Source organism: Paenibacillus sp. Cedars, from assembly GCF_003184205.1.
In the GTDB taxonomy this organism is placed as follows: Bacteria; Bacillota; Bacilli; order Paenibacillales; family Paenibacillaceae; genus Paenibacillus_AQ; species Paenibacillus_AQ glucanolyticus.
In genome coordinates, this window is record NZ_CP020866.1 from 748,875 (window position 1) to 767,994 (window position 19,120).

At 46.9% G+C, this 19,120-nt stretch carries 15 protein-coding genes and 1 pseudogene; 10 read left to right on the forward strand and 6 right to left on the reverse strand.

What is annotated here, in order from left to right:
- Positions 1–5 precede the first annotated feature (5 nt).
- Positions 6–1,871 (forward strand): DUF6382 domain-containing protein, encoded by a 1,866-nt coding sequence (locus tag B9D94_RS05200; protein WP_148246563.1) that lies wholly within the window; start codon positions 6–8, stop codon positions 1,869–1,871.
- Between the two features lie 390 nt (positions 1,872–2,261).
- Here B9D94_RS05200 and B9D94_RS05205 read toward each other — a convergent pair.
- Positions 2,262–2,478 (reverse strand): annotated as a pseudogene (locus tag B9D94_RS05205) (DUF3006 domain-containing protein).
- Complete coding sequence (locus B9D94_RS05210) at positions 2,475–3,353, reverse strand: ComEC/Rec2 family competence protein (RefSeq protein WP_006212354.1); 879 nt, start codon at positions 3,351–3,353, stop codon at positions 2,475–2,477. The pseudogene B9D94_RS05205 and the gene B9D94_RS05210 overlap by 4 nt, the downstream one beginning before the upstream one ends.
- Before the next feature lie 653 nt (positions 3,354–4,006).
- On the opposite strand from B9D94_RS05210, the gene B9D94_RS05215 reads away from it, so the two are divergent.
- Complete coding sequence (locus tag B9D94_RS05215) at positions 4,007–4,384, forward strand: recombinase zinc ribbon domain-containing protein (protein ID WP_063480479.1); 378 nt, start codon at positions 4,007–4,009, stop codon at positions 4,382–4,384.
- A gap of 383 nt (positions 4,385–4,767) precedes the next feature.
- Here the strand turns inward: B9D94_RS05215 and B9D94_RS05220 are convergent, their stop codons facing one another.
- From B9D94_RS05220 to B9D94_RS05235, 4 genes are all read right to left on the reverse strand, one after another.
- Positions 4,768–5,166: a DUF3221 domain-containing protein gene (locus B9D94_RS05220; RefSeq protein ID WP_063480478.1), complete on the reverse strand. Its 399-nt coding sequence runs from the start codon at positions 5,164–5,166 to the stop codon at positions 4,768–4,770.
- Between the two features lie 536 nt (positions 5,167–5,702).
- Positions 5,703–6,176 carry a DUF2621 domain-containing protein gene (locus B9D94_RS05225; protein ID WP_006212347.1) on the reverse strand — a complete coding sequence of 158 codons (474 nt, stop codon included), beginning with the start codon at positions 6,174–6,176 and terminating at the stop codon, positions 5,703–5,705.
- 160 nt (positions 6,177–6,336) lie between these two features.
- Positions 6,337–6,894 (reverse strand): site-specific integrase, encoded by a 558-nt coding sequence (locus B9D94_RS05230; RefSeq protein ID WP_231888256.1) that lies wholly within the window; start codon positions 6,892–6,894, stop codon positions 6,337–6,339.
- Between the two features lie 183 nt (positions 6,895–7,077).
- Positions 7,078–7,461 carry a DUF1259 domain-containing protein gene (locus B9D94_RS05235; RefSeq protein ID WP_006212345.1) on the reverse strand — a complete coding sequence of 128 codons (384 nt, stop codon included), beginning with the start codon at positions 7,459–7,461 and terminating at the stop codon, positions 7,078–7,080.
- A 1,013-nt stretch (positions 7,462–8,474) separates the two neighbouring features.
- Between B9D94_RS05235 and B9D94_RS05240 the strand changes: the two genes are divergently transcribed.
- From B9D94_RS05240 to B9D94_RS05275, 8 genes are all read left to right on the forward strand, one after another.
- Positions 8,475–9,596, forward strand: coding sequence for a deoxyribonuclease IV (locus tag B9D94_RS05240; RefSeq protein WP_063480476.1), 1,122 nt, complete (start codon positions 8,475–8,477; stop codon positions 9,594–9,596).
- A 135-nt stretch (positions 9,597–9,731) separates the two neighbouring features.
- Positions 9,732–10,631 (forward strand): formyltetrahydrofolate deformylase, encoded by a 900-nt coding sequence (gene purU, locus B9D94_RS05245; RefSeq protein ID WP_006212341.1) that lies wholly within the window; start codon positions 9,732–9,734, stop codon positions 10,629–10,631.
- A gap of 359 nt (positions 10,632–10,990) precedes the next feature.
- Positions 10,991–13,390, forward strand: coding sequence for a DUF8725 domain-containing protein (locus B9D94_RS05250; protein WP_148246564.1), 2,400 nt, complete (start codon positions 10,991–10,993; stop codon positions 13,388–13,390).
- Positions 13,387–14,316, forward strand: coding sequence for an ABC transporter ATP-binding protein (locus B9D94_RS05255; RefSeq protein WP_148246565.1), 930 nt, complete (start codon positions 13,387–13,389; stop codon positions 14,314–14,316). Before B9D94_RS05250 ends, B9D94_RS05255 begins: the two co-directional genes overlap by 4 nt.
- The gene (locus B9D94_RS05260) at positions 14,313–15,260 is read left to right on the forward strand and encodes an ABC transporter permease (protein ID WP_063480473.1); all 948 of its coding nucleotides are present in this window, start codon (positions 14,313–14,315) and stop codon (positions 15,258–15,260) included. The genes B9D94_RS05255 and B9D94_RS05260 overlap by 4 nt, the downstream gene beginning before the upstream one ends.
- A 35-nt stretch (positions 15,261–15,295) precedes the next feature.
- Positions 15,296–16,972 (forward strand): DUF8809 domain-containing protein, encoded by a 1,677-nt coding sequence (locus B9D94_RS05265; RefSeq protein ID WP_148246566.1) that lies wholly within the window; start codon positions 15,296–15,298, stop codon positions 16,970–16,972.
- A gap of 72 nt (positions 16,973–17,044) precedes the next feature.
- On the forward strand, positions 17,045–18,034 hold the full coding sequence (locus B9D94_RS05270; RefSeq protein ID WP_006212335.1) for an AAA family ATPase: 990 nt from the start codon (positions 17,045–17,047) through the stop codon (positions 18,032–18,034).
- A complete protein-coding gene (locus B9D94_RS05275; protein WP_148246567.1) occupies positions 18,031–18,981 on the forward strand; it encodes a DUF58 domain-containing protein in 951 nt (316 codons plus the stop codon). The genes B9D94_RS05270 and B9D94_RS05275 overlap by 4 nt, the downstream gene beginning before the upstream one ends.
- Positions 18,982–19,120: the final 139 nt, after the last annotated feature.

Here is a 19,120-nt window from a genome sequence, read left to right on the forward strand (position 1 = left end):
TCCTTATGTTCGGATTAAAGAGGGATTTTGTGCAAAACGGCGGAACGAGCATGGTTCTGGACCGGGCCGAGGGAATCCAATCATCAGAACTTAATCATGTGCAGCTGGGCATGATTCGATCTTCAAGAATTCCGCATTTTCTGAAGCTGCATGTGAAAGAAGTCGATTACAAGGTGACGCTGGAATATGATATTACCGGCAAAAAGATGCTCTCTCAATCATTAAAAAGTGAGCGAATGACACTCACCGAATATTATGGGTTGCTGCTTCAAATCGCGACCGCTCTGGATGATAGCAAGCTATATATGCTTCAACCGGAGAACTACATCCTTCATGAGGATTATCTATTTATTGAGGGTTCCATTCATCTAGGCACGCTATATTTAACTTATGTTCCACTTGCAGCTAATGAGACCGGGAGCAAGCAACTCCCTGTATCGCTCAAGGAGCTAATGACAAGGCTGCTCGCATCCGTGTCAGAGCTGAAAGGGGGAGGAATACAGGCACTGATGTCCTACTGCGGTGAACAAAGCTTTAATTTGCCGGGACTTAAGAGGCTTATTGTTGAATTGCTTGCAGGGGAAGACGGTGAAGACCATCGACCAGTAGCGCAGATGAAAGGGGGAGTGCCTGCAAGAGTGGAGGGAGTATCCTCATACTATAACGATATCCAACCAAACGGTATCTCCAAGTCTGACTCCGCCTTTACGGAATCGACACGTTTCCGGACAGCAGCGCCACATACGGAGAGTGACGTCAAGACGGATAAACAGAGTTTAATTCGAAGTCTGACTGAGCGTACAAATTTGAAGTTTGGGAGAATGGGCAGAGGCGAAGAGAAGAACACCCCTCATTCGGATTATTTCGACTCGGGTTCCAACGCTGCTTGGGCATCTGATACGGATTATGGAACGGACCCTGGGGCTTCGGGGCAAGACAAGTCCTCCCCGGTTCGTACCTATATTCTGTTAGGATGTTTACTGGCTGCAGCGGGAGTTTGGAGATTGTTGTATATGAGTCAACCGGGTGTGCTGATGCTGGCGTTGTCAGTCGTGATTACGCTTCTCCTTGCTGTTGTTGCCTGGCTTGGCTGGAGTGGAAAACTCCAGCTGCTCTCCCGGAGATCAGATGATTGGTCCGAATCGTTACCGATGTTTGAATCAACTGAGCTTAGCCCCCCGGGCCACTCCAAGTGGAAGTCCGTTCCTCGTTTCGAGGCAGATCCCTTATCAGGTCTTCTGACGGGAAATTCCAGCTCCACAACAGGAACAGGAACAGCAGATATGGAGCTTAGGGAGAGCAAGGAGAACTGGAGATGGAAGGTTCCCAAATCTCCAACCCATCCAGAGGACCATCAGAAACAAGCAGGCTATCCTCCGCAGGGGCAGGACTATCCCTATTCGCATTCACAAGAGGCTGAACCTGCAGTCTCTTATGGCGAGGAAGGTGATTATTATGCTCAGTTGTCCCAGCGCACGGAGGTGCTTACATCACATGGAGGCGGAGGGGCTACTGTACTGCTAAGTCCGGAAACGAAGCCTCCCGCTCATCCACATTCAGCAAGAACCTATCTGGAGCTGAACGAACCGAATGCAGCCGCCACGCAGCGGATTGAATTGACGCAACCCCATTTTATCATCGGCAGATCCCCTGATGTCGCGCAATTTGTTGCTCAGGGTGTGGGAACTTCGCGGGCACATGTCGAGCTCTCGCGTGAAGGTGGAGAATACGTATTAAAGGACCTGGGTTCAAGAAACGGTACGATTTTAAAGGGAGAGTCCATGGTGCCGTATAAAGAATACCCCCTGAAGGAGGGGGATGCTTTTGTTATTGCAGGCTGGTCGTTTACCTTGCGTAGCGGGTTATATTGATAGGGGATAAAATAGTAGACAGAGATTTAAATACTTCCGAAGCCCATATTTAATGATGCATGCTTATGTTAACTTCATTAGTTTTATGAGAAGTGTTTTTAATTTAAATCACTTACACATAAAAGGTCTCCAGATGGTGGAGACCTTTAAGTGAAATTTCATTGAGTATTTAAAGGAATCAGGGCTTAGAATCGATGATTGCTTATGTATTAGTAATATTCCGATATTTCTCGGAAAAGTCTTTCTCAACCAGCATCAAAAAAGCTACCCCTCTAATTTTTTTTCGGTCTACTCCTTCAAAATATGACGACATCGTCGCATTTGCCAACCGGAAAAACATTCCACTACCTGGGGGTCACTTCATAAACATCAGGCTTGTTTTTGTTTTTACTAGTCTTCAAATAATTCATTCATTAGATCATCAAATCTCTTCTTTACGTTTCAAGGTTTCTGTTTTATCAACTGTAATTTTATTATCGCTAATGGTAAGCACATCACCCACACTGCAATCATTAGGAAGCAGTTCTTTTGGAATGTCCTCTGAACTACCTTCAATTTCTACAACAGCAAAGCTTCCTTCAAATCGATCTATTATTCCCTTTCTCATTTCGCACCCTTTGTTGTAGTAAAAGTTATTGTAGATCCGTTACTGATAGCCGTAATTGTTCCTTTTTGGTCAGTTCGCATTACAGCAGCGCCAGCATCTTTGAGGCGAGACAGGATACCTGCATTCGGATGACCGTAACTATTCTTTCCTACACTGATGATTGCATACCTCGGCTTTACTGCGTCTATAAATTTCTTACTTGAAGATGAGATAGATCCATGACTCCCCACTTTAAGAACGTCTGCTTTTAATATGGACTTGTTTATAAGCATGTCTGTTTCGGATTTGATATCGGCGTCGCCAGTAAAGAGGAAGGAGTTATTCTTATACCCTAATCTTAGGACAGCACTCCACTTATTTAAATCGCTGCCATATTCATTAACGGGAGCTAAGAAGGTAGCGGTAACACCCATGAGCGGGATTGTAACATCTTTTTTAGCCTGTTTTATGGTAAGTCCTTTGTTCTTTACAGCCAGCAAGAAATCTTTATAGGTGTCTGTTGTGTGTGAAACCTTTGGAGCATAAACAGATTTAACATTAATCGATTTAATAACATCATCTAAACCGCCGATATGATCAGCGTCTGGATGTGTAGCAACTACAGCATCTAGTGTATTCACACCAAGGTGATTCAGATACTTAACAACATTATTGCCTTGATTATTATTCCCAGCATCAATAAGTATGTACTGATTTTCAGGCGTTCTAATTAACGTTGAATCGCCTTGCCCTACATCGAAGTAATAGACCTGAAGTGTTCCACTAGCTTGATTCTTAGGTAAATCTATTCGTCCCGGATGAGCGAATGCTCCAGAGGAAGATAAAACTGTTATAATCAAGAAAAAAATTAAAGATAAAATAGATTTGTTTTTCATAAGACTCCTTCGATTAACCTATTGTTTTGCTAACTCATAATTTTATTGAGCCAATATTTCTGTTTCTCTAATAGGGCGTTTTCTTTTTCTAAGCTTGCTAACATCGCTTTGGAGCCTGGTTTTAACTTTGACTCTGTAATTTTTCTACCTCGGATTTTAACTTATCAATTTGTTTTTGATAGTACTTGAGCTTATCTGCTTTACTTTGACTTTTTTTGCAACTGCTGATGGTGCGGTTTTCTGTGCGTCAATTTGTTGGTGCTACTAGGACTGATGTGAGTCCTAACACAAAAGTGACTGCAACAATAAGTTTTTTCATTATTTATGCCTCCTAATTATAGAATTTACTCTCTTATAGTAACAAATAAACTGGAAAAAATATATATATTCAGGTGAATGGAAGTGCGACTATAGTCTCGGTAGTTAATTGCAGAAAGCTTCCAAATTAAGACCATATTCATGGCTCGATTGGAACGAACTCAAAATGTTTCTTGGGATTAAATCGGATGGAGTGCAACTTCGGATACAGGAATCACAAAAAAGAAAAAGCGTTAATACCTTGGCAGAGGTAATAACGCAAAGTCCAATAATACACATATTATACCTTAACCTTTTTTGGAAGACCAACATTAGCTTTCATTTAGGAGTTGGGATTGATTGAAAAGATCCCTGAAGACAAACAGATAAAAATAGATGATGAGTCCCTGCGAATAATAACAGATGAAACTTTTAAATCTGCGCAAATAGAAAGAGAAGCCAGGCCAAAAGTTAAGAATATGGTGAAGGGTGTGGATTCAAGATTCTCCACAGCTCACCATTTTAGCAATCTATTGAAGTGTCAATGTGGAGGTAGATTAAGAAAAAAAGTACAAAAGACAAGTCGCCAGACACATCATTATTATTACTGTCGCAATCATGAGTTATACGGTAACGAAGTTTGTAAGTATCGAAATCTTCAGAGAGAAGAAGAATTATTAGATTGGGTGAGTGAAGAATTAAGAGAATTTGTAGATTATATAAGTAATTATTAGGGAGAGGACAAAACCTCTCTTTTTCTTTTGCTCGCAAAATAGCCTCTTAATATATTTCTTACAGGCGATGTTTATAAAATAGGACTAACTGTTCTATTTCTTCGTTCAAATGAGCACCATAGGGTGTGGTCCTTTTTCTTTCACTTAGTTTTTGAAACTCCTGTTGTAAAATAGACTCTTCAGTCGTATCCATGAACTTCCAATATATTCTATGAGAATGCTAACTTTCTAAATGAAAAAAAAGAGATTTATAAAAAAGACTAAAAGGTAATACAAGCGACCAGTACCGCCAATCATTGGTACGGATTATTTACCGTATACGGGACAGTCAGTGGTGAGATTTGTTTGTGACACGATTTTATGATAGCTCAATTTCATAACAGTTATTCTGATTCAATTACAATTTTAGTTGCTTTACCTTGAGCCGGATAAGAAGTATCGATCTTCCCAGTAGTCCATACATCAACTTGATTACCGACCGAGTAGTCGTCTAACTTTTGACCTTCAGGTATAATTAACCAAGTCGCGTCTGGTGAAGCTTTTGTCAATATTTCATTAATGCTTAGTTTATTCAGATCCTCTTCAACTATTTCTCCACCTACTACTAGGATTCTATTATCTGAAATATCAACGATATATCCACTAATGTCAGAAGTAACCTTCACTTCATCCCCCTCTATAACTTTAGAGTTATTTTCAGGGTTGCTTGTTTGCTCAATATTTCCACAACCTGCACTACAAATTATAATAAGAAAGGTGATTATAATTTTTTTAAAATTCATAACAATTGTTCCTCCCCACTTAGTTAAATATTATGTTCTTAATACTTTAGACGGCTGGGTGTGGGGATATGTTGCGAGAAAAATCATATTTTACCAAGTAATGGGAGTTAGTCCTAATCGATTTGTTACATTTCCTACATGGCTGTAAACAGAATATACAAAGCCATTGGCGGGAAGGGTACCTTTGTTAATGCCTTTTAAAGTGTTCCCTCGAAAAATTGTACAACCACTGTCCCCTCCAGTAGTAGAATATGTTGCAGCCCTTAAGTTATCAAACCATAGTTTTGTTAAGACTCCGCTATAGTCTTCAAATAAATCATGCATTCATTCATTAGATCATTAATTTCTTTTTTGCGTTTCAAGGTCTCTTCCTTATCAATTGTAAATTGGTTGGTTATCGCTAAAGGAAAGCATGAAATTAAAAAACGAATCCCCCAGATCCTCTGGATGAGGACTAGGGGGAATTATCTTCTGGACTATACGGTGCTTGTCCCACAGTGAGGACAAGCACCGTTGTTCCATTTAAGGCTGTATCATTACTTATTAATCAAATGCTGATAAGGCTTGTAGTCAATTTCCTTCTTCTGGAGGAAATTCATCAAGAATTTGTAATCCCGCTTTGGCGTAGCCACGATATAACCTTTGATGCAGTGGTCTTTTGTCACTGCTTTGGCATGGTCCTCAATAGCAATCTTGCCAATCTCCGCTGCAATGGAGTGTTTGGCAATATCCCGGAATGGTCCCGGAACGGGCTGCACCAGCTCGTCCAGAAAGGCTTTGGCTTCATCAGTCCACAGCGGGCGGCTTCGCTCGACCCAGTAGTTCTGCCAATCCAGCTTGGATTTGCCGTCTGCTTTGGGAAGCACTTTCAGAAACTTGCGGAACATGAAAAATCCGCCGATGCCCATCAGTCCAAGCATAACCCATCCCCAGAAGGCAATGGAGTTCATGAACCATGACGGTGGCGCACTGGAGGACAAATATCCCAAGACGGCTCCTGTGCTCTTCATCTGTATATCACCTCAATGATTATTATCACATGTCACTTTCATGAGAATTATAACGCATTTCTAGATTTATTTCGATAGCCCAGACATAATTAAATCATGCACGGTACTATAGGGATTTCGGAAGTTATGGTGAGGATATGCCCACGTGTTACCCAAACAGCTATGAATTCATCACCTGTTCGAAACGGTCAGGAACAAGTTTTCGTTGTTGCTCGGTAATGTGTAGATATATTGTTTTTGTGATTTCGTCGTTCTTATGACCGAGCCTTTCTTGGATTACCGCTAATTCTTCTTTGGCTTCAGCAAGGAGTGAAACATGGGTATGTCTAAGACTATGGGGAGTAAGGTTGTCAGGAAGTCCACAGTCTTTCAGGATCTTTTCAAATCGTTTCTGATAGCGACTATAACAAGCTGGATATCCGGGAAACTTCAAGCTCCAAAATATAAAATCTGCATCATGTTGTAGTTCACCGTTATTGATTTTGTTTTCTCTCCAAGCCGGCTGTCCCTTGATGGCTTTAATTACAATTTCACCAATGGTGACCGCCCGGACTGAGCTTTTATTTTTCGGGGGACCGAGTACATAGTTTTTACAGACCCATCGACATAGAGATTTTTTTACAGAAATAGTTTTTTCCTCTTCATCGAAGTCAGATACTTTAAGCGCGAGTAGTTCGCCGATCCTCAAGCCAGTAAGCGAGAGATAAAAAGACGGCATACTCTTGCGGTTTAGCGCGGAATCTGATGTATTGAAGTAAGTGCTGCAACTGCTTCTTTTCGAGAAACCTCGGAAGATTGACAACTCCTGATTCTATTCTTCAAGGGTTGATTTAAAAACAGGGAGTGACCAAAGATAAAAGAGGCGTTCAGGATTCATTCTGAACGCCACAATGCTAACCAGTCATTTTTTTAGAATATCTAACGCTGATCTTAATTTTCTAGCAAACACAATAGGATTTTCAATGGATTCAATATGAAGATACATCAATCTTGGTTTATCGAATAACCAATGGTTGTGTATTGCAGATACTTTAAAATTGCGTTTTCGAGCCGCATCAATAAAACGTTGTACTTCGGATTGTAAAAGAGTTATTTCGCCCGTATTTAACGTTGTTCCGTTTTGCGGGGATTGAATCGTGATTTCATGTTCGGTTTCATATTTTCTACCAAGGACTCTAGCATTTAATTTTCTTTCAACCATGATAGAGCAGCTTTTCCCGTCAGACATACCTGTACCACCTAAGATGGTGGCTAGACGTTTACAAAGTGCCTCGGATATTTTCATATTATCTACTCCTTTCGTGATGTTACAAAATATGAAAATTAAAAAAAAATGTAACGAGCAAATGACTATTTTAAAGAAATGTGCTAGAAAGCGATTGATTATTACGGAAATGCCTCTATTGTGATGAGAACGGGAACATTTATGACAATCGAAACGTGCTAGGGAAGCCCTTTAAGGAGGGATAAGACGGAATGAGTTTAGAGGGGTACATCAAAAACGAAATCAAGAAGTATGAGTTATGGGCATTCTTCCTTGAAAACCATGGCGGCAGTATAGGTTACCCCAGTGGCTATCTCCAATCTCTTAGGGAAATGGGACTTGGTAACGCCCATTTGATTTGCGTATTCTGTCTGCGATAGAAGATCAGCCAGGGTCATACCCTTGAATTATCTCCAATTTCTTATCCTTAGTAAATTTAGTCATAAAAAAAACTGCACCTCGAACTGTTAGAGTGTGTCTAACAATTGGGGTGCAGTCCATAACTCGGCGGCTTTTTTCTTTTTGGTTTTGCAGAAGGCCCCCGAAGCGACCGAATAACCCAGCGGAGCGGAGGCCGTATAACAAGGTTTTAAAGTCTCCTTATAGAGGAGTACATCTTCATTTCATATGAAGGGTGATAGTGATGTATGAGGAAGTGGTATTTAACCGCGATGCCTTAAACAGTGCAATGGGTGCATTGGATAGGTTAGGCAAGCAGCATTACATCGAGAAGTTCAATAAAAATGTAGAATCGAAAAGAGGATAGCGGACCGAATGGAAGTTAAGGGCATGAAGTATTCTCCGGTGTGTGGGCCCAATAAAGGCTGCTTTCATGTTTTCTCCACAATCCACCAACAAATGGGTATTCCAACCTATTACTTTGCATCACCTCGTATTTCAACACCAAACTAAGAAAACCCGCACCATTACTGATTTCATTCCAGCAACGTCCCTTACATTCCATCCCTTCTAGATTTATTTCGATATACAAGCTAAAATAGGTGTAATTGTGTGTTAAAAAAGGGGGATGCAGCATGTTGAAAATTGGTTCCCACGTGTCGTTTTCGGACAAGGGATTGCTGACTGCAACGGCTGAGGCCACATCATATGGCTCAAGCTCGTTCATGATATATACCGGCGCACCGCAAAATACGCGCCGCAAGCCGATCGATTCCATGTTTATTGAAGAAGGCAAGGCCGCTATGCAAGCAAGCGGGATTGATGAGATTGTGGTCCATGCGCCATACATTATCAACCTCGGATCGTACAAGCCCAATACGTTTGAGCTTGCCGTGAGTTTCCTGCAGGAGGAGATTCGCCGGACACATGCGGTTGGCGTGAAGAATATCGTTCTCCATCCTGGTGCATATACAGATAAGGATGCCGAATACGGCATTGACCGTATTGCGGAAGGACTCAATGAAGTTCTGGGCGGTACGGATGAGACCGAAGTGAAGATCGCTCTGGAGACGATGGCCGGCAAAGGCACCGAAATGGGACGCAGCTTTGAAGAAATTGCTTCCATTATTGATAAGGTGAAGTACAATGACCGATTGGCGATTTGCCTCGACACTTGCCATATTCATGATGCGGGTTATGACATCGTGAATGATCTGGACAACGTACTAGAGCAGTTCGATAAGCTGATCGGACTCGACCGGTTAACGGTCGTTCACGTAAACGACAGCAAGAACCCGCGTGGAGCGGGTAAAGACCGCCATACGCCGATCGGAACCGGTTGGATCGGGTATGAAGCCATTCAGAGCGTGGTTCATCACGAGAAGCTTCAAGGCAGACCGTTCATTCTGGAGACGCCGTGGATCGGTAAAGATCCGAAGACGCAGCGTCCGATGTACGAAATTGAAATCGCGCTTTTGCGTGGAGATGTGGAAGGACGTTTCGGGCAATCCTTTGTTCAGCAAGTGGAAGAGCTGCGAGCCTTCTTTGCTAAGGAAGGAATCGACTCCCGTTCGTTCGTGCTGGATACGTGGTCACTTCTGAAGAATGATGCCAAAGCCAAAAAAGCAGATCCACGCGAACCGATGGAGCGTCTGTATGATATGGTCATGGCAGCTGGATTATTGCCTGAACTTGCGGAAGAGCAGATCAATCAGCGCATCATCGCCTGGTTATCCGGGACTTCTCTGACTTCATAAGCTTCAATAGAAGAGGCATTCATTAAAGTAAAGATGACTAAGGCATTCTCAAGAAAACTTCCGCTTGCTGCGGTTGGTTTTCTTGGGAGGCCAATTCACGCTAATTGTAGATGTAGAGGAGGATCACCGAGTCTTATGGAAATTCACATCAAGAAGGATCTGCCGTCTGTGGCAGGCCAGTACCCTAATCGTGCCCGCATGCTCATCTCCTGTCCGGATGGACCAGGAATCGTGGCAGCGGTCTCCCAGTTTCTGTATCAGCATGGTGCGAACATCGTTCAGTCTGACCAGTATACGATGGATCCTGCAGGCGGTATGTTTTTTATGCGGGTTGAATTTGATCTGGAGGATCTGAACACCAAGCTTCCTCAACTGGAGGAATCGTTCCTGGAAGTTGCGGACCAATTCCGTATGGAATGGAATATCTACCATGCAGCCCGTAAGAAACGGCTGGCGATTTTTGTATCCAAAGAGGATCACTGCCTTGTAGAGTTGTTGTGGCAATGGCAGGCAGGCGACCTGGATGCAGATATTGCGCTGGTGGTAAGCAATCACCTGGATATGAAAGAATATGTGGAATCATTCGGTATCCCGTATCACCATATTCCGGTTACGGCAGATACAAAGCCCGAAGCGGAGAAACGTCAACTGGATGTAATCGGCGATGATATCGACGTTATCATTCTGGCGCGGTACATGCAGATTATTTCGCCAACCTTTATCGAACATTACCGGAACCGGATTATCAATATTCACCATTCCTTCCTGCCGGCTTTTGTCGGTGGCAAGCCTTATGCACAGGCCTATAATCGCGGCGTGAAAATCATCGGAGCAACCGCCCACTATGTAACCGAGGAGCTTGATGGCGGACCGATTATTGAGCAGGACGTGCAGCGTGTAAGTCACCGGGATGATGTCAACGAGCTGAAGCGCATTGGCCGTACCATTGAACGCGTGGTGCTTGCAAGAGCCGTCAAATGGCATGTCGAGGATCGGATTCTGGTGCATAACAATAAAACGGTTGTATTCAATTAAAGTGTATCAACCTGGCGTGTAAGTATCGATAGGTGAATAAGAGAGTTTACACCCTAAATTGCATCAGCAGCAACTACAATCCCGACGATTCATCATAGAAAGTACAATGGAGCAGCCTGACACTTTAACGCTGCAATGGATTAGCTCTTGATCCCGCTCCTTCTTCTTGGAGCGGGATTTTTATTTAATTTTTATTTTGGAAAATAAGCCCAAGCTCCAGCCGAAGCCCGCAAAAATCGGCCCTGAGTATCCTTTTATGGAGAGAAACGTCAAACTTTTTATAATTTCGACTCGTCAATATAGTTGAACTGCCAAGAGAACCATTACATAAGTCTTCTGATTTATAGGTGTAATTTATCATGAGAAAGCAATTTATATGTGGAGAGGGGAATCATCAGTTGTCGTTTTATACAAAAAAAACGTGGATTCTGCTGCCGATAGTGGCACTGCTGATTATGGCAACGTTATCCTTGTCAATTCCGGCAGGAAAGGTCTACGCCGACGGAGCGAAGATTGGAATTCAATCCGAAATGGGTTACCAAGGCAAGATCAAAAATCAAAAATGGAGTCCTGTCAAGCTGACCTTAACAAGTGACCGGGATATTTCCGGTGACTTGGTTGTGCAAATTCAGGACAATAATGGCAATAGGTATCAAACTTCCTATGTGCAGCAGGTGGATCTGCCAAAGGATACGCCGAAGGAAGTAGTCATTGGCATTCCGGGGACGATGCTTAATAAAGATAATAATCAGATCCTGTTCTATGAAGGATCTTATTCCAAGGGAAAGCCGACGACATTTGCAACAGGGAAAAGTTATCTCCAGGCCTCCCCGTATCAAGGTGCACTCATTGCTGTATTATCCGATGATCCGGATACAATGAATTTCATGAACGTTCTTAATGGTAAAGGCAACAGCTTGAACGTATTTCCGCTTAAGGCGGCCAGCATACCAACGGATCCGATGCTGCTTAGCGGGCTGGACGTGATCGTTATTAACAATTTTGCATCCGATACGTTATCAGAACCTCAGCGCAAAGCGATAACGGGTTGGGTTAACGGCGGCGGCACGCTGGTCCTGGCAGGAGGAGCGGGTTACGCCAAAACAGCAGCACCGTTTGCCGATATCGCACCGGTTGTTGCGAATGGAACGGCCTCTGTTCAGTCACTATCCGAACTCGAGAAGCTTGGAGGGAAGCCGCTGAAGCTGGATGGGGACTTTACCATCTCCACAGCGAAGGTGGTGGAAGGCGCCAAAATCGGGATTGAAGCAGACGGCCAGCCTTTGTTTGCCTCGCATGCCTACGGCCAAGGAAGTGTTCAATACGCTGCCTATGATCTGGCTATGGAGCCGGTAAGTTCTTGGGCAGGCCATCCGGATGCCTGGGCATCGGTATTGCGGAGCAATCTTCCGATGACAGGTTCGCAAAATGGTATGATCTACAACTCGCTTATGGATAATCTGAATTATGTGCTGGAATATTTCCCTTCCCTGAAGATGCCGTCCTTCACGCTGTTGTTGTGGATGCTCATTATTTATGCGGTTGTGGTGGCACCGATTCTCTACTTTATTTTGAAGAAGGCGGATAAACGGGAATGGGCGTGGTTCCTGATTCCGATCATCGCCGTCATTGCAAGCGTTTCGGTTTATGTCGCTGGCTCATCCGACAAGACGAGGGAACTCGCACATACCATAAACTTGATTGAGCTGAACGGTCAGGGAGATGCGGTTAAATCCACAGCCTCGGCTTTTTTCACACCTCGAAGCGGGAATTATGCGTTGGAGTTTCCAGCGAATACGTATTTGAAGACGGGAGGTGCCCGGAATACATTCGGGGGAATGGGCGAGAGCAAGAGCTTTGTCCGGGTGGAACAGGAATCCACAACGCTTGAGCTTCGCGATATGTCTCAGTGGTCGCTAGCCAAGGTATGGGCCGACCGCCAGGGAACGGAGGAGATGGGGCGTCTGGCCATGGATCTAAAGCTCGATGCCAAAGGAGCATTAAACGGGAAGGTCACCAATGAAACCATCAACGATTTGACCGAGGTGGTGCTTGTTGTTGGAGGCAATGCCTATAAGCTTGGAGATATCAAGAAGGGTGAAGCGGTGGCAATTCCTCAGGACCCACAACAAATCATCAAGTTTGTGAGTGGAGATTTATCCGGCATGCTGTTCCCTTATTCTCCGAATGATCCGAAACAGCGGGAGCGCGATATTTTATCCAACTACGGGTATTCGATGGGAATGGTCAACAAGGATGCTTACATTCTGGGATGGAGCAAGGACCATCTGACGAATTATACGCTGAAAGGGGCAGAGGTGGACAGTGATCAGCTTAATTTCTGGATTCAGCCCGTGACTATGGAATGGGGCCTGAGCGGAGAGATTAACATTCCTTACGGTTTCCTGTCTCCTGAAGTATCCCAGGTGAACACGCCGATGTTCGGGACGTTCCCTCATGGCGTTGAGATGGGACAAGGCACGGTAATCGCTGAATTTCCGTTAATATCGGAAGGCAACATCCAATATTCGGAGCTGTCCATCAAAGGCACCAAATTAAACAACAACGTAACGATGGAGATCTGGAACGCGAAGAAGAATGAATGGGAGCCCGTAAGCGATACGAACAATGTGCATACCATTACGGGAAATCCGGAGGACTACATCGTGGCTAACCGGATCAGGTTCATGCTAACCGCTAAGGATCAGACCAACTTTATGATGCCGGAGCTGTCTGTGAAGGGGGAAGCCATTCAATGATCGAAATTACAAACCTGAGCAAAAAATACGGGACATTCCATGCTTTAAAAGACATCAGCCTCCATATCGAGAAGGGGACTGTGTTCGGGTTCGTCGGTCCTAACGGAGCAGGAAAATCAACAACGATGTCGATATTAGCCACTCTGATGCTGCCAACCTCGGGCGTTGCCAAAGTCGGTGGATACGACGTTACGCAGCACCCGAAAGAGGTTCGCAAGCGGATCGGTTATATGCCGGATTTCTTTGGCGTATATGACCAGTTGAAGTCAACCGAATACCTTCATTTTTACGGGGCAAGTTACGGCATCCCGCGTGTTGAGCGGGAGCAGCTGATTCCGCAGCTGCTGGAGCTTGTGAATTTAAGCGACAAGACGGATACGTACGTAGACAGTCTCTCGCGCGGCATGAAGCAGCGGTTATGCCTTGCCCGGTGTCTGGTGCATGATCCCGATGTATTGATTCTGGATGAACCGGCTTCGGGGCTTGATCCGCGGGCTCGGATCGAGATGCGTGAAATATTGAAGGAACTGAAACTCATGGGCAAGACCATTATCATTTCATCACATATTTTGCCCGAGCTTGCCGAGATGGTAGACGAGATCGGTGTTATCGAGCACGGGGAGATGGTGGCCCAAGGCAAGGTTGCCGATATTCAGAGCCGGCTTCGCGTGAAAAAAGTCATCCATATCCGCACCCTTGAGCGTGAAGAGGAGCTTGCCGAGAAGCTGAGGGATGAGCCGTTTGTCACGTCTGTATTAACAGACAACACCGGGGTTCATGTTCATTATAGCGGGGATGATGCACAGCAAAGCGCACTGCTTCGGCAGGTGGTCTCCTGGGAAATTCCGATTGTCTCGTTTCAGGAAGCGCAGAGCAACCTGGAGGATGTATTCCTCGAAATTACCAAAGGAGGACCCCGCGAATGAATTGGAGCAGAAAATTAATTAACCCGGTCATTGATAAGGAATTTCGGCTGCGGATGCGTTCCACGCGTTCCATGCTGTCGGTGTTGTTGTACGTTTTGGCGCTTGGGGCTATTGCAATGGGTTTCATTTATCTCTTTTTATACTTGGGCCAGCGGGGACCGCAGCGGTTCGATCCGCAAACGAGCCAGATGATGTTCTATGTGCTGAGTTTTGCCCAGCTTGTCCTCATTGCGTTCATGGCGCCGGCACTAACCGCCGGAGTTATCAGCAGCGAACGTGAAAAGCAAACGCTGAGCATGCTGCTAACGACGCAGCAAAGCTCGGCGACGATTGTCCTGAGCAAGCTGGTGTCGGCACTTAGTTTCATGACACTGATTGTGCTTGCAACACTGCCGGTATATAGCATCGTGTTCCTGTATGGGGGAATTTCACCGAAACAGCTCATTTCGGTATTTGTATTCTACTTATTCGTGATGCTGCTGCTCGGTTCGCTTGGCGTGATGTTCTCCACCTTATTCAAGAGAACCATCGTAGCGATTATTGTCACCTATGGCACAGGACTTATTATATTTCTCGTGACGGGCCTGTTGTATCTGTTCTTTATGGGAATTGAACAGCGGAATATGTATGTTAACGGACAGTCGCCAGTTCCAGGATCGTATTCCTGGGTAGGATATCTGCTTGGATTGAATCCGGGGGGAGCGATGATGAGTTTGTTTAATCCATCGTTCTCAAAAGACGTGTTCCTGCTGTACGGCGGAAGCCTGAATAGTAAGGCTCCTGTTGAATTATGGCTGGAGTTTCTGCTTGTGTATTCGGTCGTGATCGTGTTTGCCCTGTGGATTGCGATACGGAATATACGCCCCATCGCAAGACGCAAGCGAAAGGATAAAGCCAAAGACGCACTTCCGCCTGAACAAGAGCCGACCGTAAGCGGAGCTTAAGTACCAAGGATTGTACAGAGTAAGGAGGAATTACCATGGACAACATCATGCGTTTTGTTGAAGCAGCGAGACGGCGGCTTCAGCGCTTTCGTGTAGTCGCATATGCATTATACGGGCTCATTGCGGGTTTCGCCGCTCTGCTGCTGCTGCTCGTGATTGGGAGATTCGTGCCTATAGCCTGGCTTCCCTTCGCATCCGTTGTCATTCCGATTGCGGCGGGTCTTGGTGGCCTGCTGTGGGGGTGGCTGCACCGGGTTCCGATCGAGGAGGCCGCATCGGTCATGGATCAGGTTCCAGACGGAGCGGAGCGAAGCGACATGATGGTGACAGCCCTGTCATTTAAGGAAGAGGAGTCGCAGGCCGCAAAGTGGCAGCGTGAGCAGGCGGAGCGTTACGGCGCGCGGTTTGCGGAGCAGTTGCCGGAGCGTCTGCCTTCCCCAAGTCGAAAAAGACAGCTTTGGATATGTAGCGCGTCGCTTGCTGCTGTGATCGTCCTTGTGTTTGTTCCGAATCCGATGGACAAGAAAGTGGAGGCAGCCAAAGAGCAGCAGAGCTGGATGAAAGAGCAGGTAGCAAAAACCGAAAAGCTTGCAGAGCAGCTCCAGAAGGAAACGCTTGACCCTGCTGACAGGAAGAAGCTGCAGGAGAAGCTGGATGCCTTGAAGAAAGCGCTGGACCATGAGAAGCAGCCCGAGCAAGCGCTGGATAAGCTGGAGGAAGCGATGAAGGAGCTGGAGAAGCTGGCGAAGCAGCAGGAGGAAAAAGTGAAGGCGTTGTCTGAACTGGCGAAGAAAATGCAGCAGGAGAAGGCATTGTCTCAAGTAGGTAAACGGCTTGCTGAGGGTATGGCCGAAGAGCTGAAGCAGGAAATGAAAAAACTCACCGAGCAGGTGAAGAAGATGTCCCAGGAAGAGAAGAACGAGCTGTCCGACGCATTAAAAAAACTGGCGGAGGAAGCTTCCAAGCAGATGGAAAACGGTGACCTTGAGAAAGAGCTCAAGAAGGCAGCGGATGCTCTGAAGGACGGCAAGCTACCGAAGGAGCTGGAAGAAGCGCTGCAGCAATTGGCTGAGGAGTTGGCGAAAGCGGCGCAAGCGAAAGCCGCATCGGACAGTCAGTCGCAGTCGGCCGCCTCTCTTGCGTCTTCACTTGCTTCACAAGGATTGAGTTTAGCCGATCAGATGGCGGCTGCAGGGATGTCAGTATCCGACGCCTGGAGTAATGGAGGCAGCGCGGAGGCATTGGCACAGGCAGGTCTTGGGGAAGGTTCGGGAGAGCAAGGCGAAGCCTCGGAGGGATCAGGGGGAGCCGGTTCGGGTCAAGGCGCTGGTAGCGGGCAAGGAAGCGGATCTGGATCTGGATCTGGATCTGGATCTGGATCTGGTTCTGGTTCTGGTTCAGGTGGCAGCGGAGGAGCAGGAACTGGCAGCGGAGCGGGGCTTGGCACTGGCGGCCGCGAGCTTGTGACGATCCCTAGGGATTACAAGGGCAGCGGTAATGTACAGAGTGACTCCGGTGCGATCAAGGGCGGCGGAGGCGACATTCAGAAGGGCGGCGTTTCGCCGACCGTTCCGGGGATGTCGAGACCGTATGAGGAAGTGTACCGTGACTATGAGACCGAGGCTCGCAAGACCTTAGACCGCAATCAGCTGCCTGACCAGATGCAGGGGCTGGTCGAGGAATATTTCATACAAATCAATCCGAACCCGTAAGGCACAAGGTAGCCCATAACGGACAGCAATAATGAGAACTTGAACTTTACCAAGAAGATGGAGGTTTCGTCCATGTCGGATATTGCAGTGAGACCACAGGAATGGATGGAGAAAATATCAGGCCTGCGGGAACATATCGGCAAGGTTATTGTCGGACAGCAGGAAGTTGTGGAGCAGATGCTCTGGTGTATCTTTGCAGGAGGCCACGCCCTCCTGGAGGGGATTCCGGGACTCGGCAAAACGATGCTGGTCCGCACGGTGTCGGAAGCGTTGGAATTGTCATTTTCCCGTATTCAGTTCACACCGGATTTGATGCCAAGCGATATAACAGGCACCAATATCTTGTCGTTCGGACAGCATGGCGACACAGGGATGACGTTTCAGAGGGGGCCGCTGTTCAGCAGTATCGTGCTTGCCGACGAGATCAATCGGGCCACGCCCAAAACCCAGAGTGCGCTGCTGGAAGCCATGCAGGAGAAAACCGTTACGGTCGGAGGGGTTACCCATCAGCTGCCAAGGCCTTTCTTTGTACTGGCTACACAGAATCCGCTGGAAAACGAGGGGACCTATCCGCTGCCGGAAGCGCAGCTTGACCGCTTTCTGCTGAAGATTGAGGTGTCGTATCCCAGCGCGGATGAATTGAAGGAAATCGTGAAACGAACGACGTCCTCGCACGAGTTCCAGGTGGAAAGGCAAATGACCGGGGAAGAGCTGCTGGAAATCCAGCGCGGGGCCAAGGAGGTCCTTGTTGCCGAGGAGATTCTGGATTATGCGGTTCGTCTGCTGATGATGACACATCCGGAAGAAGCTTCAGCGCCGGAGGCAGTCCGTAAATATGTCCAGTTTGGTTCCGGACCAAGGGGGATCCAGTCCATCATTTCGGTCAGCAAAGTCCGTGCTTTATGCAGCGGGCGGATGCATGTTTCGACGGGTGATATCCGCGCCGTGGCCTTAGCGGCGCTGCGTCACCGCTTGTTTCTGAATTTCGAGGGTCAGGCGCTGGGCGTTACGACCGACCGTGTGATTCAGGAGGTTCTGCAGGCGCTGGAGGCATCCGCGTGACCGGGGACGGGCACCTGCTGCCTCCGGAATGGCTCCCGCGTCTGGAGCGTCTGAGCCTGGACGCCAAGAGACGGGTTGCCGGAACGCTGCAGGGAAAGAGACGATCCCGCCGGCTCGGCTCATCGCTCGAGTTTGCCGATTACCGTGTATACTCACCGGGAGATGATGTCCGCAGATTCGACTGGGGCGTATATTCTCGTACAGGAAAAGCGTTCGTGCGTCAATTCATAGACGAGCAGGAGCTGACAGTCAGCATATTTGTGGATTGCTCCGCATCGATGGGAACCGTTATGTCATCGGCAGCAGATTCACCAGCGACGACAGTCCCGTCGGGGATGAAGGGAAGCCCGAAATGGACGCTTGCGCGTCAGTTGGCTGCAAGCATCGGTTACATGGCGTTGTCCTCTTACGACAGGCTGCAGATTGCTTGTTACAGCCGTACGATCAACAACCGTCTTCCGATCATGAGAGGAAAAGGCTCGGCTCATCGACTGTTTTCATTCCTGCAAGGGGCAGAAACAGGAGGCGAGGGCAGCTTGAGCGCGGCACTTGCGGTGCCGGGTGCGCTGCCCAGACAGCCTGGAATGACCTGGGTCTTCTCGGACTTCTGGCTGGAGGGCGGCGAAGAGGAGCTGTTCAGGGCACTGTCCCTGTTGTCCGGTACCGGGCAGGAAGTGGTGCTGGTGCACGTCTTGTCGAGGGAAGAGCTGGAGCCCAAGCTGGCTGGTGACTTGCGATTGGTCGACAGCGAAACGATGAGTGGAAAAGAAGTGGCGCTTACGGGTAAAGTGCTTGATGCCTACAAGGAAGAGCTGGAGCGATATCGAATGATGCTGTCCAGTGTGTGCGCGGAGAGGGGAATGTCATACGTGCTGATTCCCGCGGATATGCCGCTTACGGAAGCGATGTTCGGGGTGCTTGCGGGGGCAGGCTTGGTCACTGGATAGGGGATAGGGCCAGCAAGTTATTGCGTGGTTCAATATCCATATTCAGGAGGGACATGTGGCTCAGGGAGCCTGGAAAGTCTGGGAAGCTCGTCTAATGTTGACCACTGAACAATAGTACTTATGAATACGGGTCTCTAAG

Excerpts from the sequence above, each read along its gene's own strand:
- B9D94_RS05200 (WP_148246563.1), top strand. The coding sequence starts at position 6 with ATGTTCGGATTAAAGAGGGATTTTGTGCAAAACGGCGGAACGAGCATG.
- B9D94_RS05210 (WP_006212354.1), bottom strand. The coding sequence starts at position 3,353 with ATGAAAAACAAATCTATTTTATCTTTAATTTTTTTCTTGATTATAACA.
- B9D94_RS05220 (WP_063480478.1), bottom strand. The coding sequence starts at position 5,166 with ATGAATTTTAAAAAAATTATAATCACCTTTCTTATTATAATTTGTAGT.
- B9D94_RS05225 (WP_006212347.1), bottom strand. The coding sequence starts at position 6,176 with ATGAAGAGCACAGGAGCCGTCTTGGGATATTTGTCCTCCAGTGCGCCA.
- B9D94_RS05230 (WP_231888256.1), bottom strand. The coding sequence starts at position 6,894 with ATGCCGTCTTTTTATCTCTCGCTTACTGGCTTGAGGATCGGCGAACTA.
- B9D94_RS05235 (WP_006212345.1), bottom strand. The coding sequence starts at position 7,461 with ATGAAAATATCCGAGGCACTTTGTAAACGTCTAGCCACCATCTTAGGT.
- B9D94_RS05240 (WP_063480476.1), top strand. The coding sequence starts at position 8,475 with ATGTTGAAAATTGGTTCCCACGTGTCGTTTTCGGACAAGGGATTGCTG.
- purU (WP_006212341.1), top strand. The coding sequence starts at position 9,732 with ATGGAAATTCACATCAAGAAGGATCTGCCGTCTGTGGCAGGCCAGTAC.
- B9D94_RS05250 (WP_148246564.1), top strand. The coding sequence starts at position 10,991 with ATGAGAAAGCAATTTATATGTGGAGAGGGGAATCATCAGTTGTCGTTT.
- B9D94_RS05255 (WP_148246565.1), top strand. The coding sequence starts at position 13,387 with ATGATCGAAATTACAAACCTGAGCAAAAAATACGGGACATTCCATGCT.
- B9D94_RS05260 (WP_063480473.1), top strand. The coding sequence starts at position 14,313 with ATGAATTGGAGCAGAAAATTAATTAACCCGGTCATTGATAAGGAATTT.
- B9D94_RS05265 (WP_148246566.1), top strand. The coding sequence starts at position 15,296 with ATGGACAACATCATGCGTTTTGTTGAAGCAGCGAGACGGCGGCTTCAG.
- B9D94_RS05270 (WP_006212335.1), top strand. The coding sequence starts at position 17,045 with ATGTCGGATATTGCAGTGAGACCACAGGAATGGATGGAGAAAATATCA.